At 38.7% G+C, this 14,806-nt stretch carries 25 protein-coding genes; 20 read left to right on the top strand and 5 right to left on the bottom strand.

Annotation, left to right across the window (positions count from 1 at the left end):
• Positions 1 to 8 precede the first annotated feature (8 nt).
• From B9N62_RS07060 to B9N62_RS07045, 4 genes are read left to right on the top strand one after another with little or no spacing between them, the layout of a single operon-like run.
• Positions 9 to 197 (top strand): hypothetical protein, encoded by a 189-nt coding sequence (locus tag B9N62_RS07060; RefSeq protein ID WP_087584941.1) that lies wholly within the window; start codon positions 9 to 11, stop codon positions 195 to 197.
• Positions 187 to 717: a hypothetical protein gene (locus B9N62_RS07055; RefSeq protein WP_087584940.1), complete on the top strand. Its 531-nt coding sequence runs from the start codon at positions 187 to 189 to the stop codon at positions 715 to 717. Before B9N62_RS07060 ends, B9N62_RS07055 begins: the two co-directional genes overlap by 11 nt.
• Complete coding sequence (locus tag B9N62_RS07050; RefSeq protein WP_087584939.1) at positions 707 to 964, top strand: ABC-three component system middle component 8; 258 nt, start codon at positions 707 to 709, stop codon at positions 962 to 964. Before B9N62_RS07055 ends, B9N62_RS07050 begins: the two co-directional genes overlap by 11 nt.
• A complete protein-coding gene (locus tag B9N62_RS07045; RefSeq protein ID WP_087584938.1) occupies positions 951 to 2,636 on the top strand; it encodes a hypothetical protein in 1,686 nt (561 codons plus the stop codon). Before B9N62_RS07050 ends, B9N62_RS07045 begins: the two co-directional genes overlap by 14 nt.
• 2 nt (positions 2,637 to 2,638) lie before the next feature.
• On the opposite strand, the gene B9N62_RS07040 is transcribed toward B9N62_RS07045, so the two are convergent.
• From B9N62_RS07040 to B9N62_RS07025, 5 genes are all read right to left on the bottom strand, one after another.
• On the bottom strand, positions 2,639 to 4,195 hold the full coding sequence (locus tag B9N62_RS07040) for a terminase large subunit domain-containing protein (protein ID WP_087584937.1): 1,557 nt from the start codon (positions 4,193 to 4,195) through the stop codon (positions 2,639 to 2,641).
• Positions 4,196 to 4,507: a hypothetical protein gene (locus tag B9N62_RS07035; RefSeq protein ID WP_087584936.1), complete on the bottom strand. Its 312-nt coding sequence runs from the start codon at positions 4,505 to 4,507 to the stop codon at positions 4,196 to 4,198. It abuts the gene before it with no gap.
• Positions 4,508 to 4,516: 9 nt separating this feature from the next.
• Positions 4,517 to 4,843 (bottom strand): competence protein CoiA, encoded by a 327-nt coding sequence (locus tag B9N62_RS07030; RefSeq protein ID WP_087584935.1) that lies wholly within the window; start codon positions 4,841 to 4,843, stop codon positions 4,517 to 4,519.
• Positions 4,844 to 4,891: 48 nt separating this feature from the next.
• Positions 4,892 to 5,038, bottom strand: coding sequence for a hypothetical protein (locus tag B9N62_RS10510; protein ID WP_180382173.1), 147 nt, complete (start codon positions 5,036 to 5,038; stop codon positions 4,892 to 4,894).
• 99 nt (positions 5,039 to 5,137) lie between these two features.
• Positions 5,138 to 6,151 (bottom strand): phage portal protein, encoded by a 1,014-nt coding sequence (locus B9N62_RS07025; RefSeq protein ID WP_087584934.1) that lies wholly within the window; start codon positions 6,149 to 6,151, stop codon positions 5,138 to 5,140.
• 138 nt (positions 6,152 to 6,289) lie between these two features.
• Between B9N62_RS07025 and B9N62_RS07020 the strand changes: the two genes are divergently transcribed.
• From B9N62_RS07020 to B9N62_RS06950, 16 genes are all read left to right on the top strand, one after another.
• Complete coding sequence (locus tag B9N62_RS07020) at positions 6,290 to 7,042, top strand: XkdF-like putative serine protease domain-containing protein (protein WP_087584933.1); 753 nt, start codon at positions 6,290 to 6,292, stop codon at positions 7,040 to 7,042.
• The gene (locus tag B9N62_RS07015; protein WP_180382172.1) at positions 7,042 to 7,935 is read left to right on the top strand and encodes a phage major capsid protein; all 894 of its coding nucleotides are present in this window, start codon (positions 7,042 to 7,044) and stop codon (positions 7,933 to 7,935) included. Before B9N62_RS07020 ends, B9N62_RS07015 begins: the two co-directional genes overlap by 1 nt.
• A gap of 10 nt (positions 7,936 to 7,945) precedes the next feature.
• Positions 7,946 to 8,152 carry a hypothetical protein gene (locus tag B9N62_RS07010; protein ID WP_087584932.1) on the top strand — a complete coding sequence of 69 codons (207 nt, stop codon included), beginning with the start codon at positions 7,946 to 7,948 and terminating at the stop codon, positions 8,150 to 8,152.
• A gap of 11 nt (positions 8,153 to 8,163) precedes the next feature.
• Entirely contained in the window at positions 8,164 to 8,604 is a 441-nt protein-coding gene (locus B9N62_RS07005) for a glycoside hydrolase family protein (protein ID WP_087585019.1), read from the top strand.
• Positions 8,585 to 8,944, top strand: coding sequence for a hypothetical protein (locus B9N62_RS07000; protein ID WP_087584931.1), 360 nt, complete (start codon positions 8,585 to 8,587; stop codon positions 8,942 to 8,944). The genes B9N62_RS07005 and B9N62_RS07000 overlap by 20 nt, the downstream gene beginning before the upstream one ends.
• Positions 8,941 to 9,186, top strand: a complete 246-nt coding sequence (locus tag B9N62_RS06995; RefSeq protein ID WP_087584930.1) for a hypothetical protein — start codon at positions 8,941 to 8,943, stop codon at positions 9,184 to 9,186. The genes B9N62_RS07000 and B9N62_RS06995 overlap by 4 nt, the downstream gene beginning before the upstream one ends.
• Positions 9,176 to 9,556 (top strand): hypothetical protein, encoded by a 381-nt coding sequence (locus tag B9N62_RS06990; protein WP_087584929.1) that lies wholly within the window; start codon positions 9,176 to 9,178, stop codon positions 9,554 to 9,556. Before B9N62_RS06995 ends, B9N62_RS06990 begins: the two co-directional genes overlap by 11 nt.
• On the top strand, positions 9,549 to 10,160 hold the full coding sequence (locus B9N62_RS06985; RefSeq protein ID WP_087584928.1) for a phage baseplate assembly protein V: 612 nt from the start codon (positions 9,549 to 9,551) through the stop codon (positions 10,158 to 10,160). The genes B9N62_RS06990 and B9N62_RS06985 overlap by 8 nt, the downstream gene beginning before the upstream one ends.
• Positions 10,161 to 10,162: 2 nt before the next feature.
• A complete protein-coding gene (locus B9N62_RS06980; protein WP_054196747.1) occupies positions 10,163 to 10,447 on the top strand; it encodes a GPW/gp25 family protein in 285 nt (94 codons plus the stop codon).
• A gap of 109 nt (positions 10,448 to 10,556) precedes the next feature.
• Positions 10,557 to 11,639 (top strand): baseplate assembly protein, encoded by a 1,083-nt coding sequence (locus B9N62_RS06975; RefSeq protein ID WP_087584927.1) that lies wholly within the window; start codon positions 10,557 to 10,559, stop codon positions 11,637 to 11,639.
• Positions 11,636 to 12,184, top strand: coding sequence for a phage tail protein (locus tag B9N62_RS06970; RefSeq protein WP_087584926.1), 549 nt, complete (start codon positions 11,636 to 11,638; stop codon positions 12,182 to 12,184). Before B9N62_RS06975 ends, B9N62_RS06970 begins: the two co-directional genes overlap by 4 nt.
• Positions 12,184 to 13,434: a pyocin knob domain-containing protein gene (locus tag B9N62_RS10635; protein WP_219336785.1), complete on the top strand. Its 1,251-nt coding sequence runs from the start codon at positions 12,184 to 12,186 to the stop codon at positions 13,432 to 13,434. The genes B9N62_RS06970 and B9N62_RS10635 overlap by 1 nt, the downstream gene beginning before the upstream one ends.
• A gap of 19 nt (positions 13,435 to 13,453) precedes the next feature.
• Entirely contained in the window at positions 13,454 to 13,756 is a 303-nt protein-coding gene (locus B9N62_RS06960) for a hypothetical protein (protein WP_087584925.1), read from the top strand.
• The gene (locus B9N62_RS06955) at positions 13,753 to 14,019 is read left to right on the top strand and encodes a hypothetical protein (protein ID WP_087584924.1); all 267 of its coding nucleotides are present in this window, start codon (positions 13,753 to 13,755) and stop codon (positions 14,017 to 14,019) included. Before B9N62_RS06960 ends, B9N62_RS06955 begins: the two co-directional genes overlap by 4 nt.
• Positions 14,016 to 14,183: a hypothetical protein gene (locus B9N62_RS10505; protein ID WP_180382171.1), complete on the top strand. Its 168-nt coding sequence runs from the start codon at positions 14,016 to 14,018 to the stop codon at positions 14,181 to 14,183. Before B9N62_RS06955 ends, B9N62_RS10505 begins: the two co-directional genes overlap by 4 nt.
• The gene (locus B9N62_RS06950) at positions 14,170 to 14,805 is read left to right on the top strand and encodes a DUF7338 family protein (protein WP_087584923.1); all 636 of its coding nucleotides are present in this window, start codon (positions 14,170 to 14,172) and stop codon (positions 14,803 to 14,805) included. The genes B9N62_RS10505 and B9N62_RS06950 overlap by 14 nt, the downstream gene beginning before the upstream one ends.
• The last annotated feature ends 1 nt before the right edge of the window (position 14,806 follow it).

The raw sequence follows: 14,806 nt of genomic DNA, 5'->3' as shown, positions 1-14,806 counted from the left end.
GGCTTTTTATGAATTTTACAACTATGGATATTGTTGTGATTGTGGGTGTTGTTGCCACGGTAATCGGTGTTATTGTTGCCTATAAAGCATATAAAAAGACATCTAAAACAAATGTCGGCAATAACAACATTTCAAATAACACAAATAGTAATATCGTAATCAATGGCGATCAGAATATAAATAACAATGCTAGATAATAATATTTCGAATAATCCCAATAGCAATATCGTAGTAAACGGTAATCAAACCATAAATAATATTGTTGAAAAGATAAATATTGACATAGGGAGATTATCGAGCATTTGTGAGACCAATGCAAAAGAAATTATAGAGCTGTTAAACAAGTTTGAAAGCGATTGCCAAACAATAGAATATGACGACTATTTTATCAAGATAGATACTAAAAACAAAATAAACGAACTTGAGATATTTTATACGGAGCTTATAAAAGAAGAAGAAGCTAAACTTGCGATTTTGGACGATTTTTTTAAAGACAATAATTTAACGAAGCATATAGAGAACTCAGCCAAAAGTATCAGGATAAGTATACTTTCTTTTAAAAATAGAAACTCTAATAAATTAAATCCCGATATTTTTAATCAGATTATACAAGAACATACATCAATTATAGACGACAACGAGATAAAAGACGTAATGCAGCTTATTATATTTTATTTATACAGATACTGCTATATCGGTGAAAAAGATGGAAACTAGATATATAAAGACGCATAGAAGTAAAGATATAAAAAGAAGTCCGCTAGTCGTAGCTAAAGAGATATTAAATAGACTAAATACGCAGTATGGAATAAAACTAGGTCTTATATACAAAGAGATAAAAAAGCAAAACAATATTCAACAAATAGATTTCGCATATGCTTTAAATTTTTTGTTTATTTTAGGGCAGATTGAGTATATTAAAGAGTATGATGAGCTTATAAGGGTAAAGAATGAAACTATCTAAAATTTATGCAAATAATAGTGAAATTTTTAAACCTATAATATTTAACGATGATATAAATTTTATATTAAGTAATGATCATAGCGTAGGTAAAAGTACGCTATTTGCTTTAATAGATTTTTGTTTACTAAAAAAAGACAAGGGCGTATTCGGTAGAGAAAATTTTAAAGATTTCGTCTTCTTTTTGGAATTGAAATTTAAAGACTACTATATAACCATAAAACGACCAACTCAAGGTAGGGCTAATATAGGCATTAAAAAGACTCAAATTTCTGAGCATTTATTGGAATGTGACGATTTTGATAAAACAGGCGGGCTAGATACTATAAAAGAACATCTAAATTATATATTAAATTTTAAAGTCGATAATTTTAGAAGCTATTTATCATATTTTTTAAGAGATCAGGATAATCAAAGCGATATTTTTAGGCTCAATAAATTTTTAAGAACCAATGATATAGACTTTAAGCCGATCGTTGCCAATTTGCTTTCTATAGATGGTCAAAACATAAAAGAAAAATACGATATAGAAAATAATATAAAAAAAATAGAGCAAGAAATAGCTTTGCTTGAGGCAGGTTTAGGCGACTATATAACCAAAGAACAAATTGAAGCGGAATTATTGATATATGAACGACGCCTAAAAGAAAAGGACGACATGTATGAGAAGTTTGATTTTTATCTATCTGAAAAAAATATTAGCAAAGAGCTTGTGGATAGAATAGAAACAGACATATCCACATTAAACAAAAAGAGAAACTCTATTATGAGAGAAATTGCCTATATAGATGAATTTATAAATCAAGAGATAATCGTTAAAGAAGGTGATTTGGAGGCTCTATTTAAAGAAATGAAAGTCTTGTTTCCAGAAGATTTAAGAAAAAATTATCAAAGCGTTATATATTTTAATAAACAGCTAGCAGAAGAAAGAGCAAAGACTTTTAACGAAAATAAAGTAAAATTTGAAAAAGATTTGGATCATATAGACGCTAAACTAAAAGAACTTAATAAGAAAAGAATGCAAATTTTATCAGTCCTAGAAAATACGGACAGTATGGATAAATTTAAAAAGCTTCAAGAAGAGATAACAAATTTAAGAATAGAGATAAACTTACATAAAGATAGACTCGATAAATTTGATTTTATCAATAATAAAAAAGCGGAAATAGTTTCACAAAAAAATAACTTAAATCTTGTAATTGAAAGAAACAAAGAGCTTGTAAAAACCTCTTTTATAAAACAAATACAAGAAAAAATAAGCGAATATAGCACTATCGTGTTCGGTAAAGATGCTGCTTTTTCTGTAGGTTTTAACAAAGAAGATAATATAGAATTTGATTTAAAAATAGCAGGAGAAAAAGGTTTTGACAATGATTTAGAAAAAGGCAAAACCATAAAAAAATTATTGTGCTTTATTTTTTCTGCAGCGCTTTTAGAAATGTATAAAGATGATAATTTTTTTCATTTTTTGGCTTTTGATAGTCCTTTTGACGGCGATAAAAACGAGTGGCAAAAAGGTACTTTTGAAGCTATTTTAAGACTAGCAAGTCAGGGAATACAGGTTATCATAACTTCAATAGACGATGTCATATCTTCCGTGCTAGACATGAAAAAGGTCGACGAAAAAACAATCATGGTTTTATCAGAAGAATACAAGCTTATGGGCAACTTCTGATTTTACCTAATTATATACGCCTTGCCTCTTTTATCCCTCACCTTTTCAAAGTAGCTAAGCGCCAAAGCTAACGCCCAAAAGCGGTCGGCGTGGCCGTGTTCGTTGCGGTCGCTGTCGTAGGTAAAGCTTTTAGCGCCGGCTTTTCGCTTTATAGCGTGAAGATCGGCTATTAATGCCGGGTCGTTTGGGATGATTATGCTTTTATCCTCAAAGTGCTTTTTTAAATTTAAAGCCATAGCTTCTTTACTGCTTTGCGTAAAATAGACCCCTTGCACTCTTGAAGGGAAACGTCTTTTTACCTTTTCGGCTACGCTCATGCCGATACCCGTTTTATCTATCTTTTGCATGGCTAAAGGGTTTAAGCGCAAAAAGTCTATGAGTAGATTTTCTTGCGCTTCAAAGCTAGCTTTTGCTATGACGTCGAGCACGCTTAGCTTCTTTATGCCGCCTTCGTCGTATACGGCTATATGAGCCGATCTATCTTTCGTGCGGCCGACGTCAAATCCCGCATATTGCGGAACGCTTTTGGCGGGGAGTGCTGGCGCATAGTCTTTTATGCAGCTTTTTATAAGCTCCACGCTTAAAAGCGCGTTTTCGTCGTCTATGAATTGGCACTCATACGCACTAGCCCACGTATCGGCGTCAAAAAGATCTCGCATAGTTTCAAGATCGAAATTTAGTCCGTCCTCTATGGCCCTGTAAATATCTACTCTATGCCTCGAAAACATGTAGTATTTTGTTTCGTTATCGAATAGCTCATGAAATAGCGAATTCTCTTCAAACGGCGTAGATAGGATAGTGAGGCGACCTGCTACCGCGCCGATTGAGGGCACGAAAGCATGCCAGATTCGCTTTTGATTCGGATACCAAGCGAACTCATCCATCCAAATATCGCCCGTAAAACCTTGCACCGTACGGAAGTTATGAGCCATAACCCTAATCGTAGCGCCGCTATCTAGGCTCTTTTCGTATTCGCTATTTTTAGCAAAAAGTATGCCGAATTTCTCGGCCCATCCGTCTAGGTAGTTCATTAAAATTCTAGCCTGCTCTTCGCTCGCGCTCAAAAACAGCTGATTACGACCTGCAACGGCTCCAAGCAGCGCATCAAGGCTTGAGGCGTATGAAAAACCTATTTGGCGGGATTTTAGCACGATACGAAACTGAGACGTGTCATTGATAAAATCTTTTTGATAACCGTAAAGCCCGCCCTCGTCCATAGCTTTAGCCTTTAGGCTTTCATAGTCTGCGTTCATTATGGTGGTAGGCTTTTTCTTATTTTTTACCTTCGCCTCTTTCGCCTTTTGACCTTCAAGGCGAGATAAAGATGCGGAGAGCATCGCTATTTGTTTTGCTTTACTGTCGCTGCTTTTGCCTTTGCTAAGCTCTGCGATTTGAGCTTTTAAATTTTGAGCGGTTAGGCGGCCTTGCTTATCCTCTTTGCCTTTCCAACGCGACAGAGTAGATACGTCGATCTTGTATTCTTTGCTAATTTCAGACAACGAGTATCCAGAGGAGATTAAATTTAAAACGAGTTCTTTTGTCTGCTTAGAATACGCCATTTATTCATCCTCCAAACAAGAGCGCATAAAATCAAGCGTGAAATCGAAATTTAGTATATCCACGCCCCGCTCATCGGTAGCATCTACGCTTGAGTTTTTAAAATTTAAAAGAGGAGTTAGACCCATAAGCTCTTTTAAGACGGCCTCTCCGGTACTAATAGGAACAATAACGGTCAAGACGGCTTTATACTGCGCATGATTAAGTGCGCTTCTTTCGGAAACGAAAATTTTAAAATCGTCTTCGTGTTTTAAAATTAATTTTTCGCAAAACGCAATTAGCTCTTTTTCGGTCTTAATATTCTCTACTTCCATACTCTCTCCTTAAACAGCGGCATAAAAATATCCGCTCGTATTTTTCTTCGTCGTAAGTTTGTAAAATTTATCCATCCAATATTCCTCCCACTGCTTAACGTCTTTAAAAGTGTCTAAGCTCTCGTCGTATTCATTTGCGCGCTGCTGGATTTTAAGCCAAAGCTTCTGTCCTAAAAGCGCTAATGTATAAAAAGCGGCGGCTTTTGTTTTGCTCGCCTCTTCTACGGTGTATTTGCCTATCTGAGACTCTGCCATTTCTATATACGGTATTATCTCGTCGTCAGCTATCATTTTTAATTTGTTATAGCGTCTAATTTCATCTATGATATTTTGCATATTATTTTCCTTATTTATTTTATACTCTACTCTGCTTTGTTTGAGCGATTAAACAAGTTCTAAAATCATATGCGCTTCGCTCAAAGTCGCAGAGTCGGATACATCGCTCGCATCGTGTTGATATGCTCGCTCACTGGTTTTTGGCATAAACGCAAAGCAGTTTGCATTTATGCTTCGCCTTTGGCTAGCAACCAAAAACCACCTTCAAAACGCTTCAAAACCGCTTCAATTTCAACGAACGTATTTTAAAGATACGTTTGCATTGTTTTAGTATTAAAACGGCTTAAAACGTTTTTATTTGTTATAACCCAAAATTCCGCGCGCTTCGTTTAGGCTAATTATGCCGCTGCTTACCAGTCCGGCCACCAGCTCTCCGTCGTCTTTAAAGTTGCTTACGTCGATAGGCTTAAGCTTGATCGGATAGCCGATGCTATCGAAAAACCACTCTATTTGCTCTTGTTTTGGGATGATCGTAAGTTCGTTAAAGCTGTGCAGCTGTCCGGTTACCTCTCCGCTGCCTCCAAGCTGTCCGGCGGTCATTACTCCGACCATTCTAGGCGGTACTCCGTGCGCGGCTATGATCTCGTCTCTATTTAGGTTTTTAAGCTTTTCAAAACTAATATCGCTTACCTTGCTTAGATCCTCAATACGTACTTTTGCGTTATCGCCGTTTGCGGTTAAAACCAAAGTTTTGTGCGCATTGCCCATCCCTTTAAAATTCGAGCCGAAAAATTCTTTAAAGGCGTTAAGCTGCATTTCGTCAGGCTCTGAATTTTCAAAGATTATGGCCGTATCGGCGCGGGCGGAGTTTTCAAAAAAAGCGTTATTAAAGCTATCGGCTTTTTGATTGGTTAGAATTGAGAGCATGGCCGCCAAATAATCAGGCTCTCCATAAAATCTAGAATTTGGAGAATAATAATATAAGTGTTTTGCATTAAGTGCTATTGATTTATTGTTTTTTACTTGAAATATTTCTCTATTTTCGTTTACTCTAGCTTCGATAGAGGGAAGTATATAAAGGTTTTTGCCCGCGATCTCCACAAACGCGTTTCCAAAAATTTCAAGATTTAATATAAACGCGTACAAAAAATCTTTGGGCGTCATAGCGCCACCTTCAAGCTTTGAGCCATCTTCTATATTAGATAACAGTGATGCTTTTAATTGCACAGCTCGCCTGTGATAGGTATTGGCGTAAAAAAGACTTAGCAATCTATCAAAGCTAAAAAACGGCTCTATTAAGCCTTGTGAGTCTTTGCTTTCTTCAGTAAGCTGTACGCTACCTTGCGCCGCTTTAAAAATTCTATCCATATTTATCCTAAAAATTTTTAATCCAATTCTACGATAAAGATTTTTCGCTTTCTAGCAAGATAAGACATATATGTCTTATTTAGGTTTTTTAAAATCTTATTTTTGGCAAAAATGGCGGAAAAAAATAAGGAGTAAGTAATGGCTAGAGAGATAACCGATATGCAAATCAAGTTAATTTCGCTGGTATCAGCAGGCGCTAACAATAAAAAAATTATCTACAAAAATGAGAATTTTAACGAGCTGTTAAGAGTCGATTTTAAAAAGAGCGATGCAGAACAAGGAGTTGTTTACGGGATAGTTTATGCCCCAGACGAAGTGGATACGCAAGGAGATTTTGCAAATGCTGATGAAATCAAAAGGGCTGCTTATAACTTTATGAAGAGATCGGACCTTAGCTACTGTATAGATGTAAATCATAATTTTAATATCGCAGACGCCTATATATGCGAAAGCTGGATAGTAAAAAGCAAGGATAAATTCTTTAATGAAGAGGGAGCGTGGGCGGTAGGCATCAAAATAGAAGATGAGGAGCTGCGAGAAATGATAAAAAACGGAACGATAACCGGACTATCAATGTATGGCAGCGGCGTTATAAAGGCGCAAGATAAGACCGAGATCGAAAAAAACGGCTTTTTGTCGGCATTAAAAGAATTTTTCGGATCTAATGAAATAAAAAAAGAAACTCACAAAGGAGAAACAATGGATGAAAATAGAGTTGCCGAGCTTGTAAAAGCTGGCATTAGTGCAAATGACGCAAGGCTTGAAACACTTGAAAAATCGGTAAGCGAGCTAACCGCTAAACTTGACGCGATAACAAACGAGTTAAGCAAATCAAAACAAGACGTAACGATCGAAAAAACGCAAATTTCAGCAAGCAAAGGAATACTATAATGGACGGATTAAACGATATTTTAAAAGGCTCTATGAATGCTACCAACGTTACTCTCTCGGGTTCACTTACACCTGAGCAATCGCATAATTTTATAGACGTTATTAAGCAAAATAACGGCTTTTTGCAAAAAATCCATACTGAAAAAATGGGTCGACTTACTAAAGAGCTCGATGCATGGGACGTAGCAAAAGGAATTTTGGTGCGCGTAGCTAGTGGCGAAAAACCAAACGACTCACAAAGATCGGCTTTAAGCAAAGTAGGTGCAAAGCTAGATGCCAAAAGCGTTCAGCTATTCTCTCGCATCTTGCAAGACGCGTTAGAAGACAATAAGTCAAACCCTAATTTTGAAAAAGAGACTTTTGATGCGTTTGCTAAGGCTTTCGGTAACGATTTGGCGCTTCTTGGCTTTACCGGAGAGAGCGATACTTACGACGGAACTTTTAAGACGCTACATAAAGGCTGGCTACAAGTAGTCAAGGACTCTAGCGACGCAGTTAAATTAACCTATGCAGCATCAGAAAAGGTATCAAATAGGCTGAGTGCATTAGTTGGATCTATAGACCCGGACATCGTAAGCGAAGCTAGGATTTTGATAAACCCTTCCGACGTTCAGGAATACAATAAAGAGTTAAGCGCGCTAAATTCGCCGCTTCATCTCGTTCAAGGCGGAGCCAACCAAATACTTGGCATTCCGTTTGAAATAACTCCTCTTATGCCAAAAGGCACTTATCTAGCTACTCCACTTAAAAACTTAGTTTTAGGAGTGGTTTTAGACATCCGCCGTAATCGCTGGTATGACGCTGAAGAGCGAGCCTTAAAATACGTATTTGATGTATTTACTGATTATGAAGTAGTTGTTAAAAAATGGGCTAGCCTTATGAGTAAGGCATAAAGGAGCAAACATGAGGTACATAGCTAAAGGCAATATATGTGTAAAAGGGAATTTCGTTAAAGAGGGTGAGATAATCACCCTTAATCAAAACGAAGCTAAAAAGTATTTGGACGCCTCAATGATAGAGGCTTTTGAAGAAAACGACTCAAATACGCAGTTGCAAGATCAGGACAAATCCTCTGATCAAGACGATAATTTGGGGTCAAAAGAAGAGTGATCGAGGTCAAAATGTCATTAAAAGAAAACATAAAAGAGAACGAAGGCTTTAAAAGCTACATATATCAGGATACTCGTGGGTATCCTACTGTCGGATATGGCTTTAAGGTTTCATCTCTTAGTAAAGACGAACTCTTTTTAAATGGCGGCAAGGCTGAGCCTATGAGTAAAGCGGCAGCAGAACAAATTTTAGAGATAAAGCTAATTAAGCTTGCCTCTAGCGTTTGTGAAGCATTTCCTTGGCTAGAAGACAAGCCAAAAAATGTCCAAGACGTGGTAATAGAAATGTGCTATCAAATGGGCGTGCCAGGCGTGAAAAAGTTTGTTACCACTCTTAATTTTATAAAGTCTGGCGAATATGAGGCAGCCTATAAAAATGGACTAAATAGCCTTTGGGCAAAACAAACGCCCAACCGAGCAAAGAAGGTGCTAAGTGGGTTACTTGATAACTAAACTTCCTATAGTAGGCTTTGCATTGGCCGCGCTTTTAGGTTTTACTTGCGTAAATTTGTTTTTGGAAAATTCAAAACTCCAAAGTATAAATTCCGTCTTGCTTAAAGACCTTGAAAACGTAAAAGAGAAAAACGAGCGACTAACCAAGGACTACACTACAGTCAAAAACAATCTAAGTGCCTGCGATACAGCTCTTGCTTCACAAAACGAAGCTATAAAGGCTGCTGCGGTAAAAATCGACGATACTCCGTCAAAAGAGGTCGAGAGAATAAAGAAAATCTACGTCAAAGATAAAAGTTGCGAAAGCGAGCTGGCTGCATATAAGGAGCTGTTTAAATGAGAATATTAGTGTTCTTTATGGCGCTCGTTCTGCTTTTTTCAGGCTGTGCAGATAAGCAAGTGTCTGAGCCTATGGTTGTTTATAAAGAAAAATATATGCCTATAAAATGCAATGCCAAAATGCCACTAAAACCCAAAAATGATGGCACGTTTGAGACGGACAAGAAGATTGCTGTTTACTACCGCGACTGTGAAAGAAAACTAAAAAAATGTCTTGGAATAAAGGAAGAAGATGGAAAATAGCCTAGATTTTGGCAATGAGATAAGAGAGACAGCTGGATTAATAAATTTAGCTGGATCATGGGGTTTAAATGAATTTATCGTTTTTATGGCGATTTTTGGCTTTATCGGTTTTGTGGTGATCTTTTGGCTGCTTAGTAGATATACAAGCAAAAACACTGATTTGATGATCGATGTGGTGAATAAAAATAGTGAAGCGATAAATAAACAAAGTAGTGCCACTGAAAAACTAAGCGATATTTTGGCAGCAAATTTTGCCATAAATAAAGAGAAGCTCAATGAAATACATGATGATGTAAGAGAGATCAAGCATAGCGTAAAGTACACAAGAACGCCAAGAAATAAAAAATTTAGCGAGCATATAAATGATTGAAGTTGGAATTATTAGTGAAGTAAGAGATGACCGTGCAAAAGTTGCCATTGGTTCGATGGTAACTGATTTTTTGCCAGTATTTCAAGCACATGCCAACTCTTATGCAGTGAGCTTTTCACCAATACGTGTAGGAGAGCAAGTGCTAGTGCTACCTGTGCATGATGAGTTAAACTCAGGTGTGGTGCTTCGTGGGCTTTATCAAAGTTCTCACAAGGCAGACGCTACTGATAAAAAGGTGCATGTAAGTTTTGAAGATGGCATAAAGATGAGCTATGACAGCTCTAGCTCGTGCCTTGAAATTTCATCTCCAAAGCTTATAAACATAACTTGCGATAACGCAAATGTAAAGGCTAAAAATGTGATGGTAGAAGCTAGCGATACAACGATAAAAAGCGGGAGCATCAAGCTACTTGGCAACACTTTGATACAAGGGGCGATAAATACAGCTGGAGTTGGTGGTGGTAGCGGTAGTTTTGAGATAAACGGAGATGTAAGGATCACTGGTTCAATCACAGCAGGTGGTGATGCAAACTTTGGCGGTAGCGTACGTGATGGACGTGGCAGCCTAAGCGAGCATACAAATAACGGACTTGCGAGGGATTAGTGATGAAATATCTCATTGATATAGAAAACTCTATCAAAGACATACTCCTAACTCCGCTTGGCTCAAGGGTGATGCTGCCTGAGTATGGCAGCAGAATTTATGAGCTAATAGATCGCAAGGTAGATGATGAATTTCGTGCTGATCTGGCGTGTTTTGTCATTGAAGCGGTTGAGAAGTGGGAAAAGAGAGTAAAGATCGATGAAGTTCGTCTTATAGGTCTAAAAGATCATAAGCTTAGCTTTAAAGTAGTGCTTATGAGTGGTGATGAAATAGAGGTAAGGATATGAGTTTTATCCATAAACTGCAGTTTGCGAGCAGCAAACATGGCTTTAGGTGGGTCAAGGGAGCTTTAGCTTCCTGCCGGAACATGGGCTATGCTCATGTGAGGAGTAAAAAATGAATTTAAAAAAACTTCCATATCCAAACGTTATTGAGGTGCTTAAATATGATGAAATTTTAAATAATGTTAAAAACCTTTTTAAAGAGCATTTAACTGATGATGAAATTTCACTACTTGAAAGTGACAATTATTCGGCGCTTCTTGAAACGCTAGCTTATAGAGAACTGCTCTTGCGAGCCAGGATAAATGATAGCGTTAAGGCTATGTTGCTGCCATTTTCTACTGGAGATGACCTTGATAACATAGTAGCGATTTATGGCATAGAGAGGTTAAAAGGCGAGAGACCAACGGCGCAGTGTGAGTTTAGTCTTTCAATGCCAAGAAGCAGCGATACATATTTGCCAAAAGGGCTAATTTTACGCAGCGAAAATGGTGAAATAGCTAGCTTAAAAAGTGAAGTTGTAATAAGAGCAAATGAGCTAAAAGCTGTTGGAGTGATCATCTTAGATGAGTTTACAAAAACCAGCAAGGCAAAGTGCGAATATATCCAAACGCCACTTCCTTTCGTATTAAAAGCAAAACAGACGAGCGAGTTTGGGGGCGGAGCGGAGGTAGAAAGCGACGAAAGACTAAGGGAAAGAGCGGTGCTTTCTCTTGAAAGATTTAGCACCGCGGGAAGCAAAAAGGCTTATATATATCACGCTCTTTCGGCAAACGCCAAAGTAGAAGAAGCCAGCGTGCTAAACGGAGGACCCGGCATAGTAAAGGTATATCTAAAAACTAGCGATATGAGCGAAGAGACCAGACAAAGCGTAGCGAATTATCTAAGCGGCGAGAAAGTAAGGCCGCTAACCGATACGGTTACGGTAGCAAACGCTACGATAAAAAATATAGAGGTTAGGGCCGAGTTGGAGCTCACCGATATGTTTTTGCAAGATAGTATAGATAAAGAAATCAAGGCTTCAAAAACCTCTCTTTCTATCGGCGAAGATCTAAATCTAAGCTACGTATATTCTACGCTTCACAAAAACGGGGTATATAGAGCAAGGCTAGTAACTCCGAGCACAGATACCAAGGTAGGAGACGATAGCTTTATAAAAGTAAGTTTTTCTCTAAGCTACAAAAAGGCCGAGTTATGAGCTTGCTACCAAACCACAAAAGTAAATTTGACAAGAAATTAGACGAGTTATTCGGAGTAAGGCTTGACAATCTGGATTTAGGAGCGATAAACATACTGGCCGACTCTTGCCCGGTTTCTCTTTTGCCTATACTAGCTCAAAGCTACGACGTGGATATAGACGGACTTAGCGAGTCGGCTATAAGAGAGCTTATAAAAAACGCCTTCGAGATACATTTTTATAGCGGCACTTTTTACGCCGTAAAAAAAGCCGTGAGCGCATACGATAAAGACGCGCTTATAATCGAAGGAAATTTAAGCCAGAAATATAACGGCACCTTTAAATTCGACGGATCGCGCTTTTACGGTAGCAATAACCACTGGGCCGAGTATAGCATAATTACCAGTGGGCTAACCGACCGCGCAAAAGCGCAAAAACTAAAAGAGGCCGCTATCGCGGCTGCGCCCGCTAGGTGCGTATTAGTAGCGGTAGAGGCTAGAACGACCGCGCTAAGATACGACGGCAAGGCAACCTATGATAAAACCTACAATTACGGAGTGTATTAATGGCAAATTTAAAAGAAAAAGCCGCTTGGGAGAGCGGAATTTATCAGTTAGAAACGACTGACCCAGTAGTCGGCGGAGCAGATGGAATAAGCAACAAGCAAGCTATTCAGCTGGCAAACCGCACGAGCTACCTCAAAGAAAAAGTGGACGCGCTCACGCCTGCAAAAATCTTTGAAGAAATCAAAAAAATAGACGGAACGGATAGCGGATTGGATGCGGACAAACTAGACGGGCTTAATAGCTCATCTTTCGTCCAAAAAGGCGAATTCGGCATAGGAGCAAACAATGCCCCCGTCATCTCAAATCTCGACGACATTACTACGCTTGCGGGTTTTTGGAAGACGAACGAGCAATCTACGGGAACCTTCCCTGCGGCTTGGAACGGCAGAGCTAAGCATGCAAACGTCATCGTCGAAAGACTCGATCCAAACTGGATCAAACAAACCATCACGGAGATCTCAAGCGTAGATACGCCTAGCATATACTATCGCACGAACAAAAACGCCTCTAGGACATGGGGCGAGTGGAAAGAAGTCGTGGCCGGCAAAGCTTCGGCGGTATCGTCCTCAAATTCTATCGTAGCTAGAGACGCGAACGGCGATTTTGAAGGTAGATGGGTGACCGCTTCGCACTTTCTGATGAAAACAGCCGCGCAGGACAATATATTCGACGCAAATAGCGAGATATGTTTCAGAAACAAACAAGCTGCGGGTATGACCCAGCACATGAGATTCGTGAGTCTCGAGAGCTTGACGGGCTTTCTGGGAGCGACCGATACGGTAGCGGGAGCTTTGGTACGCAGAAACGCCGACGGAGATTTCGCGGGAAGATATATTTCTGCGGCGCATTTCAGGCTGATGGCACAGCAGCAAAACAATCTTTTTCACAACGGATGCGATCTGCTGTTTAGAACAAGCTCTGCAGACGATCAAAACTACGTCCGCGGAGTAAATGCAAACTACGCAGCAACCATGATGGGCGTGATAGGTATAGGCCAAAGCTGGCAAAACGTAACGGCTCAAAGAGCGGCGAACGTAACATATACGAATACCACGGGGCGTCCGATACAGGTTTTTATCCAGTCACAAAATTTACATCAAAGTGGTAGCTTTGTGATTAATGGCATTTCTTTTCAATTTGCCTTTGCTACAAACTATTATCAAGCAGGTCAAAATGTTTCGTTTATAGTCCCTGCAGGAAATACATATTTTGTAGACTTACCATTTTCAATGTGGCTTGAACTAAGATAGCGAGATAAAAGGAGAAACGATGAAATACTATAAAAATTCAAATGGTGAAATTTACGCTTACGAAGACGACGTAAGCGAAAAGTTTTTAAATCAAAAGATAAAAGAGCTAGGCTTAACATCGATAAGCGACGAAGAAGCAAACAAGCTTTTAGAGCCAAAGATAGACGAAAAAGCGCGCGAACTAGCCGAAATTGAAGCTGAGATAAGTGAGTGTGAGAATCATATTAGGCACGCATTGTTTATCGGAAACACTGCTGTATTAGAGAGTTTAAGAAATGAGTATAAAGAGTTAATCGCTCAAAGAGAGGAGCTAAGAAAATGAGCTATGTAATTATCTGTGTACTATCCCTAATCTTAGGCGTTTTACTATGCCCTATCGTGATCTTTCTAAGGGCGAGAAAGTGCGAGGGCTGGGACAGCTCGAATATGACAAACATTATTAGAGTATTCGCCCATTTGGCGACACATCCAGATGACTTTGCAAAAATGCAATACCCAGACGGTAAAAAACCATTCTGGTACTTAGACAAAGACGAATTCACAGATGTGGTTCAAACTAGACCAACACAAAAGGATAGGAAATGAGAGTAAGAATAAAAAGGTGCGAAATTTGCGCATCAAAGATTGACAAAGACGGCAACTGCACTTGGAGCGAGTGTCCTAAATGCCCAGAATACAAACAGAGCGAAACAAAAGAGAGCGAGAAGCCAAGCAAGAAGTCAAAAAAGGAAAATGATGCTAAAGAGTAAAGAGATATTACAGCTTATAGTGATCATTTTAGTAGAGTTTTTGCTTGAGATCCTCTCATTTGTAGTTGTGCCAGTTGCATTACTATTTTGCAAAAAAAATGACGAGCATTTACCAAAGATATTTAGGTGGTTTGAAGATGCAAACGACTATTACGATGGCAAGTGTGCTGCTATCAATGGTGATAGTGGCTGGAGAGAGAAGCACTATCCAGAGCCAAAGAATAGAACATATAAAGCAAGGCTTCTTTGGCTATTACGCAATAAGATAGGATACTTTTCAAGTGAGATTTTAGGCGTCAAAGTAGATGAAGTAAATCCATATAGCATAGAAACTATGGGTGATCCCAATATCACCAGTAATGGCGGCAAAGAGAGTGGCTTTTGCAAAGTTACTTGCAAGCTTAAAAATGGTCGTACTCGTTTCGGACTTTATAAAGTAGTCCGATACAAAGGCTTTTTAAGTGGCTTTTATTGTCGTATTTATGTCGGGTGGAAGCTTATGGATATAGCAGGGGCAAATGCCTTAAATTTTAAAGAGTTTACCCAAGGAGATGATAAGAAACATCTAAAAACGGTGTGGTGTATAAATCCATTAAAAAAAGTAAATCAAAAAGGAGAATAAA

This window comes from Campylobacter concisus (genome assembly GCF_002165785.1).
Taxonomy (GTDB): Bacteria; Campylobacterota; Campylobacteria; order Campylobacterales; family Campylobacteraceae; genus Campylobacter_A; species Campylobacter_A concisus_W.
The sequence above is the reverse complement of the archived record's forward strand: the minus strand, read 5'-3'. Positions and strand labels throughout refer to the sequence as shown.

What these genes read in the sequence shown, in the direction of transcription:
- B9N62_RS07060 (WP_087584941.1), top strand. Translation starts at nt 9, where the DNA reads ATGAATTTTACAACTATGGATATTGTTGTGATTGTGGGTGTTGTTGCC.
- B9N62_RS07055 (WP_087584940.1), top strand. Translation starts at nt 187, where the DNA reads ATGCTAGATAATAATATTTCGAATAATCCCAATAGCAATATCGTAGTA.
- B9N62_RS07050 (WP_087584939.1), top strand. Translation starts at nt 707, where the DNA reads ATGGAAACTAGATATATAAAGACGCATAGAAGTAAAGATATAAAAAGA.
- B9N62_RS07045 (WP_087584938.1), top strand. Translation starts at nt 951, where the DNA reads ATGAAACTATCTAAAATTTATGCAAATAATAGTGAAATTTTTAAACCT.
- B9N62_RS07040 (WP_087584937.1), bottom strand. Translation starts at nt 4,195, where the DNA reads ATGGCGTATTCTAAGCAGACAAAAGAACTCGTTTTAAATTTAATCTCC.
- B9N62_RS07035 (WP_087584936.1), bottom strand. Translation starts at nt 4,507, where the DNA reads ATGGAAGTAGAGAATATTAAGACCGAAAAAGAGCTAATTGCGTTTTGC.
- B9N62_RS07030 (WP_087584935.1), bottom strand. Translation starts at nt 4,843, where the DNA reads ATGCAAAATATCATAGATGAAATTAGACGCTATAACAAATTAAAAATG.
- B9N62_RS07025 (WP_087584934.1), bottom strand. Translation starts at nt 6,151, where the DNA reads ATGGATAGAATTTTTAAAGCGGCGCAAGGTAGCGTACAGCTTACTGAA.
- B9N62_RS07020 (WP_087584933.1), top strand. Translation starts at nt 6,290, where the DNA reads ATGGCTAGAGAGATAACCGATATGCAAATCAAGTTAATTTCGCTGGTA.
- B9N62_RS07015 (WP_180382172.1), top strand. Translation starts at nt 7,042, where the DNA reads ATGGACGGATTAAACGATATTTTAAAAGGCTCTATGAATGCTACCAAC.
- B9N62_RS07010 (WP_087584932.1), top strand. Translation starts at nt 7,946, where the DNA reads ATGAGGTACATAGCTAAAGGCAATATATGTGTAAAAGGGAATTTCGTT.
- B9N62_RS07005 (WP_087585019.1), top strand. Translation starts at nt 8,164, where the DNA reads ATGTCATTAAAAGAAAACATAAAAGAGAACGAAGGCTTTAAAAGCTAC.
- B9N62_RS06995 (WP_087584930.1), top strand. Translation starts at nt 8,941, where the DNA reads ATGAGAATATTAGTGTTCTTTATGGCGCTCGTTCTGCTTTTTTCAGGC.
- B9N62_RS06990 (WP_087584929.1), top strand. Translation starts at nt 9,176, where the DNA reads ATGGAAAATAGCCTAGATTTTGGCAATGAGATAAGAGAGACAGCTGGA.
- B9N62_RS06985 (WP_087584928.1), top strand. Translation starts at nt 9,549, where the DNA reads ATGATTGAAGTTGGAATTATTAGTGAAGTAAGAGATGACCGTGCAAAA.
- B9N62_RS06980 (WP_054196747.1), top strand. Translation starts at nt 10,163, where the DNA reads ATGAAATATCTCATTGATATAGAAAACTCTATCAAAGACATACTCCTA.
- B9N62_RS06975 (WP_087584927.1), top strand. Translation starts at nt 10,557, where the DNA reads ATGAATTTAAAAAAACTTCCATATCCAAACGTTATTGAGGTGCTTAAA.
- B9N62_RS06970 (WP_087584926.1), top strand. Translation starts at nt 11,636, where the DNA reads ATGAGCTTGCTACCAAACCACAAAAGTAAATTTGACAAGAAATTAGAC.
- B9N62_RS10635 (WP_219336785.1), top strand. Translation starts at nt 12,184, where the DNA reads ATGGCAAATTTAAAAGAAAAAGCCGCTTGGGAGAGCGGAATTTATCAG.
- B9N62_RS06960 (WP_087584925.1), top strand. Translation starts at nt 13,454, where the DNA reads ATGAAATACTATAAAAATTCAAATGGTGAAATTTACGCTTACGAAGAC.
- B9N62_RS06955 (WP_087584924.1), top strand. Translation starts at nt 13,753, where the DNA reads ATGAGCTATGTAATTATCTGTGTACTATCCCTAATCTTAGGCGTTTTA.
- B9N62_RS10505 (WP_180382171.1), top strand. Translation starts at nt 14,016, where the DNA reads ATGAGAGTAAGAATAAAAAGGTGCGAAATTTGCGCATCAAAGATTGAC.
- B9N62_RS06950 (WP_087584923.1), top strand. Translation starts at nt 14,170, where the DNA reads ATGCTAAAGAGTAAAGAGATATTACAGCTTATAGTGATCATTTTAGTA.